This window comes from Cupriavidus consociatus (genome assembly GCF_017814975.1).
GTDB classification, from domain to species: domain Bacteria; phylum Pseudomonadota; class Gammaproteobacteria; order Burkholderiales; family Burkholderiaceae; genus Cupriavidus; species Cupriavidus consociatus.
Genome location: NZ_JAGIQA010000018.1, coordinates 35,882 through 52,056 on the forward strand (window position 1 = coordinate 35,882; position 16,175 = coordinate 52,056).

The window sequence follows — 16,175 nt, forward strand, 5'->3', positions numbered from 1 at the left end:
CCGAGAACCCGCCTGGACCATGTGGCATAACGCACGCCTGCTCAACCTGATCGCCACCACGCTGTATGCCATGGTGGCGTTGATGGCGCTCGCGGCCGGCCTGCTTTGGCTGGCGCAGCGGCCGGTGTTTGCCATCACCCACGTGGAGATCGCGCCGATGGACGGCGGCGCACTGCGCCATGTGAACGCCCCGAGCGTGCGTGCCAGCGCGCTGGGCAAGCTGTCGGGCAACTTCTTCACGCTCGACCTGAACGCGGCACGGCAGGCGTTCGAGTCGGTGCCGTGGGTGCGTCGCGCCAGCGTGCGGCGCGAGTGGCCCAACGGCCTGGCCGTGGAGGTCGAGGAACACGAGGCGCTGGGTACCTGGGGCTCGCCGGAGAGCGGGCGCCTGCTCAATACCTACGGCGAGATCTTCGTGGCCAACACCGCCGAGGCGGAAGAAGACGCGCAGCTGCTGGCGCTGGACGGTCCGCCGGACAGCGAGGGCGACGTGATCGAGAAGCTCGAGGTCATGCGCCAGTGGTTCAAGCCGCTGCAGACCGAGCCGCTGGCGGTGACGCTGTCGGGCCGCTATGCCTGGCGCGCCAAGCTGTCCAACGGCATGGTGGTCGAGCTCGGCCGCGAGCAGAACGATGAAGACCGCACGGCGATGGACCAGCGGGTCAGGCGTTTCGTCGCTGCGTGGCCGCAGGTCACCGAGCAGTGGGGCAAGCAGATCGACTACGCCGACCTGCGCTATCCCAATGGTTTTGCCATCCGCGCCGCCAATGCCCGCTTCCTGACCGAGGCCCAGATTGCGGCGGCGGTGCGGGCCGAGAAGGCGGAGCGGGCGGCGAAAGCGGCCCGGGCTACGCAGGCGGCAGCAGCGGTTTCCGGTACTTCCAACAACAATCCGACGCGACTGAAGAGCAAGAACGCGGAGAAAACCCGATGAGCAAGGAATACAAGGACCTGTTGGTCGGTCTCGATATCGGCACCTCGAAGGTGGCGGCGGTGGTCGCAGAACTGCGCCCCGACGGCAGCTACGAGGTGATCGGGATGGGCCAGTCGGAGTCCAAGGGTCTGAAGAAAGGGGTCGTGGTCAATATCGAGGCCACCGTGCAGTCGATCCAGAAAGCGCTGGAAGAGGCTGAACTGATGGCCGACTGCAAGATCTCGGAGGTCTTTACCGGCATTGCCGGCAGCCATATCCGCAGCTTCAACTCCAGCGGCATGGTGGCGATCAAGGACAAGGAGGTCACGCAGACCGACGTGGCGCGCGTGATCGAGACCGCCAAGGCGGTCAACATCCCGACCGACCAGCAGATCCTGCACATCCTGACGCAGGAATTCATCATCGACGGCCAGGAGGACGTGCGCGAGCCCATCGGCATGAGCGGCATCCGGCTGGAAGTGAAGGTGCATATCGTCACCGGCGCCGTCAGCGCCGCGCAGAACATCGTCAAGTGCGTGCGCCGCTGCGGCCTGGAAGTGCACGACCTGATCCTGCAGCCGCTGGCGTCGAGCCTGGCGGTGCTGACCGAGGACGAAAAGGAACTGGGCGTGGTGCTGGTCGACATCGGCGGCGGCACCACCGACATCGCCATCTTCAGCGAAGGCGCGATCCGCCATACGGCCGTGATCCCCATCGCCGGCGACCAGATCACCAACGACATCGCCATGGCGCTGCGCACGCCGACGCCGGACGCCGAGGACATCAAGATCCAGTACGGCATCGCCAAGCAGGCGATCGCCGATCCGGAAGACATGATCGAGGTGCCGGGCGTGGGTGACCGCGGCACGCGCACGCTCAGCCGCCAGGCCCTGGCCGCGGTGATCGAGCCGCGCATCGAAGAGCTGTACTCGCTGGTGCACCAGGTGGTGCGCGAGTCGGGCTATGAAGAACTGTTGTCGTCCGGCGTGGTCATCACGGGTGGCACCGCGATGATGCCGGGCATGGTCGAGCTGGGCGAGGACATCTTCCTCAAGCCCGTGCGCGTGGGTGTGCCGGAGTATCGCGGCAACCTGCACGAGGTGGTGAAGAGCCCGCGCTATGCGACGGTGATGGGCCTGCTGCTGGAAGGCCGCGTGCAACGGATGCGCGGACGCAAGGTGGCGGTGCAGAGCGGGTCGGTCAAGCAGGTCTGGACCCGCATGAAGGAATGGTTCGTCGGCAATTTCTGATCAATGCGGGAATTGCCGGGCTGAAGATGCAACGGCGCGCGCATGGTCTTGTCTACCAGACAGGCGATGGCGCGTTGAGCAAAGGTTTTCTTGGTTCTTTCTTTTAATGGTTTTTTGTTCAGAAACCAGGGGTTGCGGCGGGGAGGCTGCATCGTCTGGGGACTGATTCTTCTCGGAGGCAGTGATGGACTTTGACATGATCGAAACGGAAGTGATGGACGGCACCATCATCAAGGTGGTCGGCGTGGGCGGCGCGGGCGGCAATGCCGTGCAGCACATGATCAGCCGCGGCGTGCAAGGCGTCGAATTCATCTGCATGAACACCGACGCCCAGGCGCTCAAGCGTTCCAGCGCTTCGCGCGTGCTGCAACTCGGCAATACGGGCCTGGGCGCCGGCGCCAAGCCGGAAGTCGGCCGCGGTTGCGCCGAGCAGGCCCGCGAGCAGATCGCCGACGCCCTGCGTGGCGCGCACATGGTCTTCATCACTGCCGGCATGGGCGGCGGCACCGGTACCGGTGCCGCGCCGATCGTGGCGCAGGTTGCCAAGGAAATGGGCATCCTGACCGTGGGCGTGGTCAGCAAGCCGTTCGAGTTCGAAGGCGCGCGCCGCGCCAAGGTGGCCGAGCATGGCTCCAGCGAGCTGGAGTCGAGCGTCGACTCGCTGATCGTGGTGCTCAACGAGAAGCTGTTCGAAGTGATGGGCGACGACGCCGAGATGGACGCATGCTTCCAGTGCGCCGACGACGTGCTGCACAACGCGGTGGCCGGCATTGCCGAGATCATCAACGTTGACGGCCTGGTGAACGTCGACTTCGAAGACGTGAAGACGGTGATGGGCGAGCAGGGCAAGGCCATGATGGGGACGGCCACGGTGTCGGGCGTGGACCGCGCCCGCCTGGCGGCCGAGCAGGCCGTTGCCAGCCCGCTGCTGGAAGGCGTGGACCTGTCCGGCGCGCGCGGCGTGCTGGTCAACATCACCGCCAGCCGTTCGCTGAAGCTGTCGGAAACCAAGGAAGTCATGAACACCATCCGCAGCTATGCCGCGGAAGATGCGACCGTGATCTTCGGTACGGTGTACGACGATTCGATGAGCGACGCGCTGCGCGTGACCGTGGTCGCGACCGGCCTGGGCCGCTCGGCCAAGAAGCAGCAGCCGATGACGCTGCTGAAAACTGGCACGGACAACATGCCGGTGCAGATGATGGCCAGCATGGCCGCCACCGCCGCGCAGCACAGCTCGCCGGACTACAGCAACCTGGACACGCCGGCGGTGTGGCGCAGCTCGCGCGAATCGGCGTCGGCCCACGTGGCGGCGCTGCAGGAAAAGGGTGTGGACACGTACGATATTCCGGCCTTCCTGCGCAAGCAGGCAGACTGAGCGCCGGACGGCGCGGCATCGGTGCCTCCACCGGCCGCCTGACGGATCGCGTCGCCTTGTCGCGATGCACGCGCGCTCCCTATCCGCGCGTGCCTTGCATGGACTGACGTGACCCGGCGGGCAGCCGGCGGCGCCGCGCCGCCTGCCGCAACGGCGCATCGTCCGCCACAACCTGCATCCCGTCGCCGGGCAGGGCGTGCCGCTGGCCGCCTCCCCGGACTGGTTTCCCGCCTTCCCGGTCGGGATGTCTCGCCGTCCGCGCGGCGCACCCACAAGGTGCGTCGCGCGGACTTCTTTGTAGCAAGGTGTATCGAATGCGACCGGATGTGATCCGGCTTTTGCATCGCCGGCGCGGCGCCTATGATCTTGGGGTTCCCCGCCGTACGAAACATTGTCCGGAACGCTGTCCGGATCGTTGAACCGGCACGCTGCCGCGCCGCTGCGGCGCAGCCGGACCCCATCCGTCCTATCCTTCAGACAACCCAGAGACTTCGCCCCATGATTACCGTCGGTTCCCGCGTCCCGGACGCCACCCTGCAGGAATTCATCGAAACCGAAAGCGAGGGCTGCTCGCTCGGACCCAACGCCTTCCGCGTCGCCGACCTGGTGCGCGGGCGCAAGATCGTTGTGTTCGGGCTGCCCGGGGCGTTCACGCCGACCTGCTCGGCCAAGCACGTGCCTGGCTTCGTCACGCTTGCCGCGGACCTGCGCGCGGCCGGCATCGATGAAGTGTGGTGCGTGTCGGTCAACGACGCCTTCGTCATGGGCGCGTGGGGCCGCGAACAGCAGGTCGCCGGCACGGTGCGCATGATGGCGGATGGCAGCGCCGAATGGACGCGTGCCCTGGGCCTGGACCAGGACCTGGGCGCGCGCGGCATGGGCGTGCGCTCCAAGCGCTATGCCATGGTGATCGACGATGGGGTCGTGACCAGGCTCGATGTGGAAGCGCCCGGCGAATTCCGCGTCAGCAGCGCCGAGGCTGTGCTGACTGCGTTGCGCGGCTGACACAGTCACTCGGGTTAACGTGGATTATTCGCAACATCTCAATGCGGTGTTAACAGCCGGAAACAAAACCCGGCTGCACCACCTTCGAGGTGGTGGTAAAATCGCTTAATCAGAAAAAGCACCACGATAGATTTTTATAATAGTTGAGGCTGTCATGCTCAAACAGCGCACGATCAAATCCCTGGTGAAGACGGTTGGCATTGGCCTGCACTCCGGCCGCAAGGTCACGCTGACCCTGCGTCCCGCAGCCGCCGACACCGGTATCGTCTTTACCCGCGTCGACCTGCCCGAGGCCGTCGAGATTCCCGTGGCCGCTTCGGCCATCGGCGACACGCGCCTGGCATCGGTGCTGCAGAAGGATGGCGCGCGCGTTTCGACCGTCGAGCACCTGATGTCGGCGTGCGCCGGCCTGGGCATCGACAACCTTTATGTCGACGTTGACGCAGAGGAAATCCCGATCATGGACGGCAGCGCTGCGTCCTTCGTGTTCCTGCTGCAGTCGGCCGGCATTGAAGAACAGAACGCGCTGAAGACCTTTATCCGCGTCAAGAAGCCGGTGGAAGTGCGCGAAGGCGACAAGTTCGCGCGGCTGGAGCCGTTTTTCGGCTTCAAGCTGGCGTTCACCATCGACTTCCGTCATCCGGCGGTCGACAAGACCGGCCAGACCTTCTCGATCGACTTTGGCGACACCAGCTACGTGCGCGAGATCGCCCGGGCCCGCACCTTCGGCTTTGCCCATGAGGTGGAGGCGCTGCGCGAGATGGGCCTGGCGCGCGGCGGCAGCCTGGACAACGCCATCGTGCTGGACGAGCACCGCATGCTGAACAACGAGGAACTGCGCTATGGCGACGAATTCGTGCGCCACAAGATCCTCGATGCCATCGGCGACCTGTATGTGGTCGGCCACCCGCTGATCGGGTCCTATGTTGCGCACAAGTCGGGGCACGGCCTGAACAACCAGCTCCTGCGCGCGCTGCTGGCGGACCAGGAAGCCTATGAACTGGTCACCTTCGACCGTGTCGAGGACGCGCCCGCCGCCTTCCTGCCGCAGGCGCAGCCGGCTTTTGCCTGAGCCGCGCCAGCTGCGGGCATGCAACGAAAAGCCGACCCGAGGGTCGGCTTTTTTTGTCCGGAAATCGCTGTTGGCCGCTCAGCGGTGATGCGAGAGCAGCGTCTTGAGTGCGTCGCGCAGCGGCGAATCGGGCAGCGTGCGCGCGAGCTGGTCGAGGCTGGCAAGGCCGGTCGGCGTCATCTGCCCGCTGGTGCGCTTGCGCTCGGCCGGACCGGTGTCCCAGTCCGAGTGGCGCTGCACCTCGGGCTGCACCCGCACCCGGATCGCGGTGATCTGCGAGCCGCGCTGCTGCAGCCGCCCCAGCAGCGTCGGCACCACCTGCCGCACCCGTGCCGCGGCCGCGCCGTGTGCTGCCAGCAACAAGAGCACCTGGCCGTTTGCGTCGATGGCGTCGCGCTTGACCCCTGCCACCGCAATGCCGGCGCGCATGCCGGGGGGCAGCAGAGACAGCACTTCGGCCTCCAGCACGGACAGCTGGCGCGCGGTCTGCATCAGCCCGGAAACCGGGCCGGACTTGGCCAGCCAGTCATTGAGCGGCTTGGCGGCGGCAGTCTGCAGGGCGTGGTGGGTGAAGCGGCGCATGGCTGCATTCTAGCAAGGGCGGCGGCGCTGCCCTGGGCGGGTGCGGATTGAAGCTGCGGCACCCGCCCCAAGCTGCTGCAGGCAGGGCGCCGGGGTCGGCCCGTGTTTGCCGGTGTTTGGCATTGGCAGCCTTGCATGGCAAGGCCCGGCGCGCGTTCCGGCCGTGACCCCGGCACATGATAAACTCGGCGTTTCGCGCCAATCTATCCATTCCTCGCCCGGCCGCCGGGGGGCCCGCTTACCAGGGGCGTCAACCCGGTCCCGCGCAGGTGAAAGCAATCGATGATCACGGGCCTTCTCAAGAAAGTCTTCGGCAGCCGCAATGAGCGGCTGATCAAACAATACCGCCGCACGGTGGCGCAGATCAATGCGCTGGAGCCGAAGTTCGAGCAACTCTCGGACGACGACCTGCGCGGCATGACCGAGACCTTCCGGCAGCGCCACGCCGGCGGCGAGTCGCTCGAAGCGCTGCTGCCCGAGGCTTTCGCGGTGTGCCGCGAGGCCAGCAAGCGCGTCATGAAAATGCGCCACTTCGACGTGCAGCTGATCGGCGGCATGGTGCTGAACGACAACAAGATCGCCGAAATGCGCACCGGCGAAGGCAAGACGCTGACCGCGACCCTGGCCGTGTACCTGAATGCCATCACCGGCAAGGGCGTGCACGTGGTGACGGTCAACGACTACCTGGCGCAGCGCGATGCCGAGTGGATGGGGCGCCTGTACAACTACCTGGGCCTGTCGGTGGGTGTGAACCTGTCTCAGATGGCGCATGACGAGAAGCAGGCTGCGTACAACGCCGACATCACCTACGGCACCAACAACGAGTTCGGCTTCGACTACCTGCGCGACAACATGGTCTACGACCCGTCGCAGCGGGTGCAGCGGCCGCTGAACTACGCCATCGTCGATGAAGTGGACTCGATCCTGATCGACGAGGCGCGTACCCCGCTGATCATCTCGGGCCAGGCCGAGAACCAGACCGACCTGTACCAGCGCATGAACGGCATTCCCCGGCTGCTCGAGCGCCAGATCGGCGAGGAAAAGGCCGACGGCACCGGCGTCGAGAAGCCGGGCGACTACTACGTCGACGAGAAGGGCCACCAGGTCTACCTGACCGAGGCCGGCCACGAGAAGGCCGAAGAGATCCTGTCGCAGCAAGGCCTGATCGGCGAGGGCGAGTCGCTGTACGCGCCGCAGAACATCACGCTGATGCACCACCTGTACGCCGCCCTGCGCGCGCACAGCCTGTTCCATCGCGACCAGCACTATGTGGTGCAGAACGACGAAGTCGTGATCGTCGACGAATTCACCGGCCGCCTGATGACCGGGCGGCGCTGGTCCGACGGCCTGCACCAGGCCGTCGAGGCCAAGGAAGGCGTGACTGTCCAGCAAGAGAACCAGACGCTGGCGACCATCACCTTCCAGAACTACTTCCGCATGTACACCAAGCTGGCCGGCATGACCGGCACGGCCGATACCGAAGCGTACGAGTTCCAGGAGATCTACGGCCTGGAAGTGGTGGTGATCCCGACCAACCGCCCGGCCCAGCGCAAGGACCAGCAGGACCAGATCTACAAGACCGGCAAGGAGCGCTACGACGCCGTGGTGCGCGATATCCGCGACTGCTACGAGCGTGGCCAGCCCGTGCTGGTGGGCACCACCTCGATCGAGACCTCGGAATACCTGTCGGGCCTGCTCGAGCGCGAACAGCTGCCGCACCAGGTGCTCAACGCCAAGCAGCACGCCCGCGAAGCCGAGATCGTGGCGCAGGCCGGCCGTCCCAAGATGATTACCATCGCCACCAACATGGCCGGCCGCGGTACCGACATCGTGCTGGGCGGCAATGTGGAGAAGCAGTCGGGCTTTATCGAAGCGGATCCGAACCTGTCCGACGCCGACAAGGCCGCGCGCATCCAGCAGCTCAAGGATGAATGGCAGTCGCTGCACGAGCAGGTCAAGGCCGCCGGCGGACTGCATATCGTCGGCACCGAGCGCCATGAGTCGCGCCGTATCGACAACCAGCTGCGCGGCCGCGCGGGCCGCCAGGGCGACCCGGGTTCGTCGCGCTTCTACCTGTCGCTGGACGACCAGCTGCTGCGCATCTTCGCCGGCGACCGCGTGCGCGCGATCATGGAGCGCCTGAAGATGCCCGAAGGCGAGCCGATCGAGGCCGGCATCGTCACGCGCTCGATCGAATCGGCGCAGCGCAAGGTGGAAGGCCGCAACTTCGATATCCGCAAGCAGCTGCTGCAGTACGACGACGTCGCCAATGACCAGCGCAAGGAAATCTACAAGCTGCGCAACGACGTGCTCGAGGCCAATGACGTCGGCGAGATGGTCACCAACCTGCGCGAAAGCGTGCTGATCGAGCTGTTCCGCGACCATGTGCCGGCCGACACCATGGAAGAGCAGTGGAACATCGCCGGCCTGGAAGCGCGCCTGCGCGAAGACTGGAGCCTGGAGGTGCCGCTCGCGCAGACCATCGAGGGCGCGCAGAGCATCGAGGACGAAGAGCTGCTCAACCAGATCATGAAGGCGGCGACCGAGCGCTACGACGGCAAGGTCGCGATGGTCGGCCGCGAGTCGTTCGCGGGGTTCGAGCGCTCGGTCATGCTGCAGAGCATCGACACGCACTGGCGCGAACACCTGGCCGCGCTGGACCACCTGCGCCAGGGCATCCACCTGCGCGGCTATGCGCAGAAGGACCCCAAGCAGGAGTACAAGCGCGAGTCGTTCGAGCTGTTCGCGCGCCTGCTGGACGTGATCAAGAACGAAGTCACCCGCGTGACCTTCAACGTGCAGATCCAATCGCCCGAGGAACTGGAACAGGCGTCCGAGCAGATCGAGGAAGGCCTGTCGCACCTGGAGAATGTGCAGTACAAGCACGACGAGTTCGCCGAAGGCCGCGAGCCGGTCGAGGAAGCGCCGTCGCAGCGCACCGGCACGGCCATGGCCGCCGCCGAGCTGGCGCTGGCGGGCATGCCCAAGGTCGGCCGCAACGATCCGTGCCCGTGCGGCTCGGGCAAGAAGTTCAAGCAGTGCCACGGCAAGCTCAGCTGAACTGAGCCGCGCCGGGTGCCCGGTATGACGTCGGTCCTGCAACGCGGGGCGTGACGCAACAGGAAACGAACATGCCCGCCCTTCGCGGGCATGTTCGTCTGAGACAAGCAAGTCGCTGGCAGGAACATCGAGGAGTCCAACATGCCCGTCAATCTTCCGCTGCCCCAGGCAGAGAACCTGAAATCCGTCGCCGGCGTGGAGCTCGGCTGGGCCGAGGCGGGCATCCGCAAGGCCAACCGCAAGGACGTGCTGGTGGTGCGCGTGGCCGAAGGCAGCACCGTGGCCGGCGTCTTCACCAGCAATCGCTTCTGCGCCGCGCCGGTGCAGGTGTGCCGGGAGCACCTTGCCGCCGTGAACAAGTCGGGCAAGGGCATCCGCGCGCTGGTGGTCAACACCGGCAATGCCAACGCCGGTACCGGCGAGCAGGGCTTGGCCAACGCCCGCGCCACCTGCGACGCGCTGGCTGCGCAGCTGGGCATCGACGCCGGCCAGGTGTTGCCGTTCTCGACCGGCGTGATCCTCGAGCAGTTGCCGATGGACCGCCTGCTGGCAGGGCTGCCCGCCGCCATCGCCAACGCCGGCGCTGACAACTGGCTGGCCGCCGCGGAAGCCATCATGACCACCGACACGCAGCCCAAGGTCGCGTCGCGCACGGTGCAGATCGACGGCAAGACCGTGACCCTGTCGGGCATCAGCAAGGGCGCCGGCATGATCCGCCCGAACATGGCGACCATGCTGGGCTTTATCGCCATGGACGCGGCGGTGGCGCAGCCGGTGCTGCAGGGGCTGGTGACGCACGCCGCCGATCACTCGTTCAACAGCATCACCATCGATGGCGATACCTCGACCAACGATTCGTTCGTGCTGATCGCTTCGGGCAAGTCGGGTGCCGTGGTCGACCGTGCCCAAGGCCCGGCCTTCGAAGCGCTGCGCGATGCGGTGACGAGCCTGGCGCAGGAGCTGGCGCAGATGATCGTGCGCGACGGCGAAGGCGCGACCAAGCTGATGACCATCCGCGTCGAAGGCGGCAAGGACTTGGCCGAATGCCGCCAGATCGCCTATGCGGTCGCGCATTCGCCGCTGGTCAAGACCGCGTTCTACGCCTCGGACCCCAACCTCGGCCGCATCCTGGCCGCGGTGGGCTACGCGGGCGTCGACGACCTCGACGTCGGCCGCGTCAACCTGTGGCTGGACGATGTCTGGGTCGCTCGCGACGGCGGCCGCAATCCCGACTACCGCGAGGAAGACGGCCAGCGCGTGATGAAGCAGGCCGAGATCACGGTGCGCATCGCGCTCGGCCGCGGCAATGCCGAAGCCACGGTGTGGACCTGCGACCTGTCGCACGACTACGTGTCGATCAACGCCGACTACCGTTCCTGAGCCCACTCCATCCTGCCCGCGCGCGCGGGCAGGGCGCACGAACCCTTTCTCCGCCCCGCCATGTCCGACCTCGCCGCCCGCCTCGACAACTTCCTCTCCCGCCTCGAACAATGGCTGCCGCCGCAACTGAACGATGCGGACTGGCAGGAGGCGGTAGCGTTCCGCTGGCGCAAGCGCCAGAGCCTGTTCGGCAATATCGGCTACCTGCAGCCGGTGCGCCAGCTGCCGCCGATCCACCTGGACGACCTGAAGAACATCGAGCGCCAAAAGGACGCCATTGTTGCCAATACGCGCCAGTTCGTGAGCAAGCTGCCCGCCAACAACGTGCTGCTGACCGGTGCGCGCGGCACCGGCAAGTCGTCGCTGATCAAGGCCTGCCTGAATGCCTTCGTCAAGGACGGGCTGCGGCTGGTGGAGGTCGACAAGGATGACCTCGGCGACCTCGGCGATATCGTCGAGCTGGTTTCGGCCCGCCCCGAGCGCTTCGTCATCTTCTGCGACGACCTGTCGTTCGAAGAAGGCGAGTCGGGCTACAAGTCGCTGAAGTCGGCGCTGGACGGCTCGGTCGCGGCGCAGTCTGACAATGTGCTGATCTACGCCACGTCCAACCGCCGGCACCTGCTGCCGGAGTACATGAAGGACAACGAAACCTACCGCCACACCGACGACGGCGAGATCCATCCCGGCGAAGTGGTCGAGGAAAAGATCTCGCTGTCCGAGCGCTTCGGGCTGTGGCTGTCGTTCTACCCGCCCAAGCAGGATGAGTACCTGACCATTGTCGGCCACTGGCTCAGGCACTTCGGCTGCACCGACGAAGACATCGCCGCCGCGCGCGGCGACGCGCTGGTGTGGGCGCTGGAGCGCGGATCGCGCTCGGGCCGCGTGGCGTGGCAGTTCGCGCGCGACTGGGGCGGCAAGCATGGCCAGCCTTACATCGCCGACGTGCCAGGGAACGACAAGGCATGAGCGCGGCCGCCATGGACAAGCCCGCAGAGACCGCCGGCAACCCGCCGCGCAAGGTCACCGAAGTCGCCGTCGGCGTGATGGTGCAGCCGGATGGCCGCTTCCTCCTGGCGCAGCGCCCCGCGGGCAAGCCGTACGAAGGCTACTGGGAATTCCCGGGCGGCAAGCTCGAGCCAGGCGAGACCGTCGAGGCAGCGCTCGCCCGCGAACTGCATGAAGAGCTGGGACTGGATATCACCGCGTGCGAGCGCTGGCATGTGCTCGAGCACGACTACCCGCACGCCTATGTGCGGCTGCATTTCTGCAAGGTCACTGCCTGGCGCGGTGACCCGGTCGGCCGCGAAGGCCAGGCCTTTTCCTGGCAGACGGTGCCCGTGACGGTCGCGCCGTTGCTGCCGGCCACCATTCCGGTGGTCGAATGGCTGGGCGAAGAGGCCTAGGGCACAGCCCCTGGCGCCCTGCGCGGCCTGTGCGGCCGAGGCGACTACGTCAGTCGTCCTCGTCGCCGGGCAAGTCCGGCGAAGGCGTCTCGCCTGGCTTGCCGCCAATCACGTACTTTTCGGACGCCCAGGCGCCGAGGTCGATCTGCTTGCAGCGCTCGGAACAGAACGGGCGGAACTTGTTGTCGGGCACCCAGGCCACCTCGGTGCCGCAGGTGGGGCATTTGACGACAGCGGGCATGGCTTCAGAAATTGCAGAGTTTCAGCAGGAACGGGATATCGGCATCGACCGAGCGCGGCCGCAGGTCGCCGTCCTGCTGCGTGAAGCGCACCCACAGCATGTACTTGTTCGCGCTCATTTCCGGGATGAAGGCCAGCAGTGAATCATCCAGCCACACCTGCATCAGCTGGTAGCTGCGGCCCGACAGCATCTGCTGGTAGCTGCCGCCGGTGGCGATGACCTTGCCGCTCTGGCCGGCTTCGCGCAGCAGGCGCAGCACGATGGTGGTGCCCATGCGCAGCGACACCAGCGGGCGCGCCCACTTCAGGATATCGGCGCGGCGATCCTCCGCAGGGCGATGCTGCCACGCATAGTAGGCCGGCAGGTCGAACTCGCAGGTGCCGCCGGGAATGATGGCGCGGCTGCGGATGCTGGTCAGCCACTCGTTGTCGGTCAGCAGCTGCCCGGCCTTGCCCACGGTCTGGTTGAGCATGGCGATACCCTGCTCGATCTCGCCGATCACGCTGTCCAGCGCTTCCTGGTCGATCTGTGGGTTGGCGCGCAACGGCGCCAGCGCCTGCCGCTGGCGTTCCAGTTCCTTGATCAGATCGGTCTTGAGGTCGGCGCGGCCGGCTACGTCGATGATCTCGAACAGCGTGGTCAGCGCGACATGGTGCTGCTGGGGATGATCCTGGCCGAGGAAGTATTCCAGCCGATCGAACAGGTCCTCCAGGCGCAGGAGTGTCCTGATGCGTTCGTTGAAAGGGTATTCGTACAGAATCAAGTGCTATGTCCGTGCAGGGCGCCGGGCGGGCCCCGTGTGAGGAGCAGGCCCGGCGCGGAATGTGGCCCGGGGAACGCCGGAAGGGGCTGGGTGGACTGTGTCGGAGTGATCCGCGGTGTCCAATGCCCGCAGTATGCGGCGATTTCCCGGCATGTTCCAGCGCATTCTATGCGAGACCCGGGCCGAGGACAATGTCGGACGCGCGTTCGACGCGTGCCGCCGGGCCGGGCCCGCGCATCATGCGCCGGCTTCGGGATGGACCTGTCCGGACGCCGACAGTTCGCGGTAATAGCGGTCGAGGTGGTCCACCTGCGCCACCAGCGCATCGACTGGCCCGTCGTTGTCGATGACGTCGTCGGCACATGCCAGCCGCGCGCGCCGCGTCGCCTGCTTGGCCATGATCGCCTGCACCTGTTCGCGGCTGAAGCCGTTGCGCGCCATCACGCGCGCCACCTGGGTGGCCTCGGTGCAGTCGACCACCAGCACGCGGCCCACGCGCTCGCGCCATGAGCCGGACTCGACCAGCAGCGGCACCACGTAGATCAGGTAAGGATGCTCGCCGGCGTCGCGGACCGCCTGCGCATGCTCGTTGGTCAGCGCCCGGATCAGCGGATGGGTGATGCCTTCGAGGCGCGCCTTGGCGGCCGGGTCGGCGAACACCAGCGCGCGCATTGCATCGCGATCCATGGCGCCGTCGGGGCGCAGGCATTCAGGCCCGAAGGCCTCGACCAGCGCCGGGATGGCACGTCCGCCCGGCGCGGTGATCTGGTGGGCGAGCAGGTCGGTATCGATGATCGCGGCGCCGCGCGCGGCGAACATGTCGGCCACGCGGGTCTTGCCGCTGCCGATGCCGCCGGTCAGTCCGATTTCCAGCATGTGGGGATGCCGTGAAGGCCAGTTGACGATGTTGCCGTCACGATACCAGCTTCACGGCAGCACGGTCAGCGGCAGCACGCCGGAGCCGAACACCAGCACCACCAGGCCCGCCAGCGCGATAAAGGGGCCGAAGGGGAAGGGCGTGTCACGGTCCTGCCGGCGCAGCGCGATGCTGGCCAGCCCGAACACCACGCCGGCCACCGATGACAGCAGCACCAGCGCCGGCAGCGCCTGCCAGCCAAACCACGCTCCGAGTGCCGCCATCAGCTTGAAATCGCCGAATCCCATGCCTTCCTTGCCACGCACCAGCCGGAACAGCCAGTACGCCGCCCACAGCACCAGGTAGCCGGCGGCGGCGCCGATCACGGCGTCGGCCAGCGGCACGAACAATGCGCCAAGGTTCAGCACCAGTCCCAGCCACAGCAGCGGCAGCGTGATCTGGTCCGGCAGCAACTGGGTGTCAGCATCGATCAGGGTCAGCGCCAGCAGCGCCCAGACCAGCACCAGCGCCGCCAGGGCCTGCACGCCAGGGCCGAAGCGCCACGCCACCAGCGCGCTCAGCACGCCGCAGGCCAGCTCTACCAGCGGATAGCGCGGGCTGATCCGGGTCTTGCAGGCCGAGCAGCGCCCGCGCAGCGCCAGCCAGCTCAGCACGGGCACGTTTTCCCAGGGCGCGATCGCATGGCCGCAGTGCGGACAGGCCGAGCGCGGCACCATCAGGTTGTAGCGGGCGGGGTAGGGCAGCGGATCGCCGCGCAGCTCGGCGATATAGTTGGCTTCCTCGCGCTCCATCATGCGCGGCAGCCGGTGGATCACCACGTTGAGGAAACTGCCCACCACCATGCCGAGCATGGCCGCTACCGCCACCATGAAGGCAGGCGGCAGCGCCGCCAGCGCCTGCAGCAATTGCCCGCTACCGGCGGGAAACGGCGAAACGGAATACGCCAGCGCCATTGGCTACACCACCTGTCCCAGCTTGAAGATCGGCAGGTACATCGCCACCACCATGCCGCCAATCAGCACGCCCAGCACCACAATGATGATTGGTTCGATCAGGCTGGAGATGGCGGCCACCGCGTCGTCGACCTCGCGCTCGTAGAACTCGGCCACCTTCAGCAGCATGTTGTCGAGCGCGCCGGATTCTTCACCGATTTGGGTCATCTGCAGCACCATGTTGTCGAACACGTGTGTGGCCTGCATGGCGTTGGTCAGGCTGGTACCGATGCGCACCGACTGTTCGATCTCGCGCGTGGCGTCGTAATAGACCCAGTTGCCGGCGGCGCCGGCCACCGACTCCATCGACTCCACCAGTGGCGTGCCGGCGGCGAACATGGTCGCCAGCGTTCGTGTCCAGCGCGCAATCACCGCCTTGCGGAACAGGCTGCCGAAGATCGGCAGCTTCAGCAGCGCGCGGTCGGACCAGCGCTGCACCTTTTCCGACTTCTTGCGCGCCCGCAGGTAGAACATGATGCCTCCCACCGGCGCGCCGATGACCAGGTACCAGTACTGCACGAAAAAGTCCGAGATCGCGATCACCAGCAGCGTCGGCGCGGGCAGGTTGGCGCCGAAGCTGGAGAACACACCCTTGAACGCCGGGATCACGAACAGCATCAGGATCACGGTGACGGCAAAGGCCACCGTCAGCACCGCGATCGGATAGATCATCGCCGACTTGATCTGCCCCTTCAGCGCGATGGTCTTTTCCATGTAGAGCGACAGGCGCTCCAGCAGCGCGTCCAGGATACCGCCCTGTTCGCCCGCATCGATCAGGTTGCAGTAGAGCGTGTCGAAGTACTTCGGCTGCCGCCGGAACGCCGCCGCCATGCTGCTGCCCGATTCGATATCGAAGCGGATCTCGGACAGCAGCTGGGTGAAGTTGGGATTGGCGTGCCCGCGCGCGATGATGTCGATCGACTGCAGCAGCGGAATCCCCGCCTTGAGCATGGTCGACAGCTGCCGGGTGAAATAGGCGATGTCCTTCTCGGTGATCTTGCGCCCGCGCGCGGCCTTGCGCTTCTTGAGCTTGACGATGGTCAGGCCCTGCTTGCGCAGCGTGGCGGTGACCTCGGCCTGGCTCTCCGCGCGCAGTTCGCCGGTGAACGTCTTGCCTTTGCGGTCCTTGCCTTCCCATTCGAAGATGTACTGGGTGGGGGCCTTGCGCCCCTTGCCTGATTTCGCCCGCGACGGTGTTGCCGTCCGGGCACCCGCCGCTGGTGCGCGCGTCGCCATGTTGTTGACCCCCGGTGTAAATG

General features: G+C 66.4%; 15 protein-coding genes. 9 read left to right on the forward strand and 6 right to left on the reverse strand.

The annotated features are described in order from the left end of the window. The first annotated feature begins 19 nt into the window (after window positions 1-19). The 5 genes from J8I82_RS23280 to lpxC all read left to right on the forward strand — a co-directional run bounded on the left by J8I82_RS23280 (window position 20) and on the right by lpxC (window position 5,618). A complete protein-coding gene (locus tag J8I82_RS23280) occupies window positions 20-934 on the forward strand; it encodes a cell division protein FtsQ/DivIB (protein WP_209761234.1) in 915 nt (304 codons plus the stop codon). After that, window positions 931-2,163, forward strand: a complete 1,233-nt coding sequence (gene ftsA / locus J8I82_RS23285) for a cell division protein FtsA (protein ID WP_012353950.1) — start codon at window positions 931-933, stop codon at window positions 2,161-2,163. The genes J8I82_RS23280 and ftsA overlap by 4 nt, the downstream gene beginning before the upstream one ends. Before the next feature lie 184 nt (window positions 2,164-2,347). Continuing rightward, window positions 2,348-3,541 carry a cell division protein FtsZ gene (gene ftsZ, locus J8I82_RS23290; RefSeq protein ID WP_209761235.1) on the forward strand — a complete coding sequence of 398 codons (1,194 nt, stop codon included), beginning with the start codon at window positions 2,348-2,350 and terminating at the stop codon, window positions 3,539-3,541. Window positions 3,542-4,039: 498 nt separating this feature from the next. Continuing rightward, window positions 4,040-4,546, forward strand: a complete 507-nt coding sequence (locus tag J8I82_RS23295; RefSeq protein WP_209761236.1) for a peroxiredoxin — start codon at window positions 4,040-4,042, stop codon at window positions 4,544-4,546. A gap of 154 nt (window positions 4,547-4,700) precedes the next feature. Continuing rightward, the gene (lpxC, locus tag J8I82_RS23300) at window positions 4,701-5,618 is read left to right on the forward strand and encodes a UDP-3-O-acyl-N-acetylglucosamine deacetylase (protein ID WP_209761237.1); all 918 of its coding nucleotides are present in this window, start codon (window positions 4,701-4,703) and stop codon (window positions 5,616-5,618) included. A gap of 78 nt (window positions 5,619-5,696) precedes the next feature. On the opposite strand, the gene J8I82_RS23305 is transcribed toward lpxC, so the two are convergent. Then, window positions 5,697-6,200, reverse strand: a complete 504-nt coding sequence (locus tag J8I82_RS23305; RefSeq protein WP_209761238.1) for a DciA family protein — start codon at window positions 6,198-6,200, stop codon at window positions 5,697-5,699. A gap of 282 nt (window positions 6,201-6,482) precedes the next feature. On the opposite strand from J8I82_RS23305, the gene secA reads away from it, so the two are divergent. The 4 genes from secA to J8I82_RS23325 all read left to right on the forward strand — a co-directional run bounded on the left by secA (window position 6,483) and on the right by J8I82_RS23325 (window position 12,043). Then, window positions 6,483-9,260, forward strand: a complete 2,778-nt coding sequence (secA, locus tag J8I82_RS23310; protein WP_209761239.1) for a preprotein translocase subunit SecA — start codon at window positions 6,483-6,485, stop codon at window positions 9,258-9,260. Window positions 9,261-9,401: 141 nt separating this feature from the next. Beyond that, window positions 9,402-10,640: a bifunctional glutamate N-acetyltransferase/amino-acid acetyltransferase ArgJ gene (argJ, locus tag J8I82_RS23315; protein ID WP_209761240.1), complete on the forward strand. Its 1,239-nt coding sequence runs from the start codon at window positions 9,402-9,404 to the stop codon at window positions 10,638-10,640. A gap of 60 nt (window positions 10,641-10,700) precedes the next feature. Next, on the forward strand, window positions 10,701-11,606 hold the full coding sequence (locus tag J8I82_RS23320) for an ATP-binding protein (protein WP_209761241.1): 906 nt from the start codon (window positions 10,701-10,703) through the stop codon (window positions 11,604-11,606). Beyond that, window positions 11,603-12,043, forward strand: coding sequence for an NUDIX domain-containing protein (locus J8I82_RS23325; RefSeq protein ID WP_431831576.1), 441 nt, complete (start codon window positions 11,603-11,605; stop codon window positions 12,041-12,043). The genes J8I82_RS23320 and J8I82_RS23325 overlap by 4 nt, the downstream gene beginning before the upstream one ends. A 49-nt stretch (window positions 12,044-12,092) precedes the next feature. Here the strand turns inward: J8I82_RS23325 and J8I82_RS23330 are convergent, their stop codons facing one another. The 5 genes from J8I82_RS23330 to J8I82_RS23350 form a co-directional block, all read right to left on the reverse strand. After that, window positions 12,093-12,284, reverse strand: a complete 192-nt coding sequence (locus J8I82_RS23330; RefSeq protein ID WP_029048086.1) for a DNA gyrase inhibitor YacG — start codon at window positions 12,282-12,284, stop codon at window positions 12,093-12,095. 4 nt (window positions 12,285-12,288) lie between these two features. Beyond that, complete coding sequence (zapD, locus tag J8I82_RS23335; RefSeq protein ID WP_063241554.1) at window positions 12,289-13,047, reverse strand: cell division protein ZapD; 759 nt, start codon at window positions 13,045-13,047, stop codon at window positions 12,289-12,291. Between the two features lie 237 nt (window positions 13,048-13,284). Beyond that, window positions 13,285-13,923: a dephospho-CoA kinase gene (gene coaE / locus J8I82_RS23340; protein ID WP_209761243.1), complete on the reverse strand. Its 639-nt coding sequence runs from the start codon at window positions 13,921-13,923 to the stop codon at window positions 13,285-13,287. 51 nt (window positions 13,924-13,974) lie between these two features. Further along, a complete protein-coding gene (locus J8I82_RS23345) occupies window positions 13,975-14,877 on the reverse strand; it encodes a prepilin peptidase (protein ID WP_209761244.1) in 903 nt (300 codons plus the stop codon). Between the two features lie 3 nt (window positions 14,878-14,880). Continuing rightward, on the reverse strand, window positions 14,881-16,152 hold the full coding sequence (locus J8I82_RS23350) for a type II secretion system F family protein (protein WP_209761245.1): 1,272 nt from the start codon (window positions 16,150-16,152) through the stop codon (window positions 14,881-14,883). Window positions 16,153-16,175: the final 23 nt, after the last annotated feature.

What these genes read in the sequence shown, in the direction of transcription:
- J8I82_RS23280 (WP_209761234.1), top strand. Translation starts at nt 20, where the DNA reads ATGTGGCATAACGCACGCCTGCTCAACCTGATCGCCACCACGCTGTAT.
- ftsA (WP_012353950.1), top strand. Translation starts at nt 931, where the DNA reads ATGAGCAAGGAATACAAGGACCTGTTGGTCGGTCTCGATATCGGCACC.
- ftsZ (WP_209761235.1), top strand. Translation starts at nt 2,348, where the DNA reads ATGGACTTTGACATGATCGAAACGGAAGTGATGGACGGCACCATCATC.
- J8I82_RS23295 (WP_209761236.1), top strand. Translation starts at nt 4,040, where the DNA reads ATGATTACCGTCGGTTCCCGCGTCCCGGACGCCACCCTGCAGGAATTC.
- lpxC (WP_209761237.1), top strand. Translation starts at nt 4,701, where the DNA reads ATGCTCAAACAGCGCACGATCAAATCCCTGGTGAAGACGGTTGGCATT.
- J8I82_RS23305 (WP_209761238.1), bottom strand. Translation starts at nt 6,200, where the DNA reads ATGCGCCGCTTCACCCACCACGCCCTGCAGACTGCCGCCGCCAAGCCG.
- secA (WP_209761239.1), top strand. Translation starts at nt 6,483, where the DNA reads ATGATCACGGGCCTTCTCAAGAAAGTCTTCGGCAGCCGCAATGAGCGG.
- argJ (WP_209761240.1), top strand. Translation starts at nt 9,402, where the DNA reads ATGCCCGTCAATCTTCCGCTGCCCCAGGCAGAGAACCTGAAATCCGTC.
- J8I82_RS23320 (WP_209761241.1), top strand. Translation starts at nt 10,701, where the DNA reads ATGTCCGACCTCGCCGCCCGCCTCGACAACTTCCTCTCCCGCCTCGAA.
- J8I82_RS23325 (WP_431831576.1), top strand. Translation starts at nt 11,603, where the DNA reads ATGAGCGCGGCCGCCATGGACAAGCCCGCAGAGACCGCCGGCAACCCG.
- J8I82_RS23330 (WP_029048086.1), bottom strand. Translation starts at nt 12,284, where the DNA reads ATGCCCGCTGTCGTCAAATGCCCCACCTGCGGCACCGAGGTGGCCTGG.
- coaE (WP_209761243.1), bottom strand. Translation starts at nt 13,923, where the DNA reads ATGCTGGAAATCGGACTGACCGGCGGCATCGGCAGCGGCAAGACCCGC.
- J8I82_RS23345 (WP_209761244.1), bottom strand. Translation starts at nt 14,877, where the DNA reads ATGGCGCTGGCGTATTCCGTTTCGCCGTTTCCCGCCGGTAGCGGGCAA.
- J8I82_RS23350 (WP_209761245.1), bottom strand. Translation starts at nt 16,152, where the DNA reads ATGGCGACGCGCGCACCAGCGGCGGGTGCCCGGACGGCAACACCGTCG.